Origin of the sequence: Pseudomonas sp. PS01297, assembly GCF_029959305.1 — a bacterium.
In the GTDB taxonomy this organism is placed as follows: domain Bacteria; phylum Pseudomonadota; class Gammaproteobacteria; order Pseudomonadales; family Pseudomonadaceae; genus Aquipseudomonas; species Aquipseudomonas helleri.
Genome location: NZ_JASCPQ010000228.1, coordinates 1 through 280 on the forward strand (window position 1 = coordinate 1; position 280 = coordinate 280).

The window sequence follows — 280 nt, forward strand, 5'->3', positions numbered from 1 at the left end:
GTGCTGGCTCGGGTGGTGTCAAGTGACACCGCACCGCAGGCCATCAGGTCGCGACCAACACCCACTGAAAACGCGCGGTAGTTGTTGTCGGTGATGGCCCCGCCAAACAGTGACCAGCCGTTGCTGACCCCCCAGGAAAACTCGCCGGTACTGAATACGTTGCCGTCATCTCCCTCTTGCAGGTTGGACGGCCTGCCCGCCACCACTTTGAAACGCACGCTGCCGGGCCGTGTGATGTAAGGAATGCTGGCGGACTCGACCTTAAAGGTCTGTACCGAGC

1 protein-coding gene is annotated in these 280 nt (G+C 61.1%); it reads right to left on the reverse strand.

Going from position 1 to position 280, the window contains the following annotated elements; genetic code table 11:
• Positions 1 to 280: fimbria/pilus outer membrane usher protein (locus QMX84_RS26405; RefSeq protein ID WP_282365159.1), on the reverse strand; the 280-nt coding region annotated here is incomplete at both ends.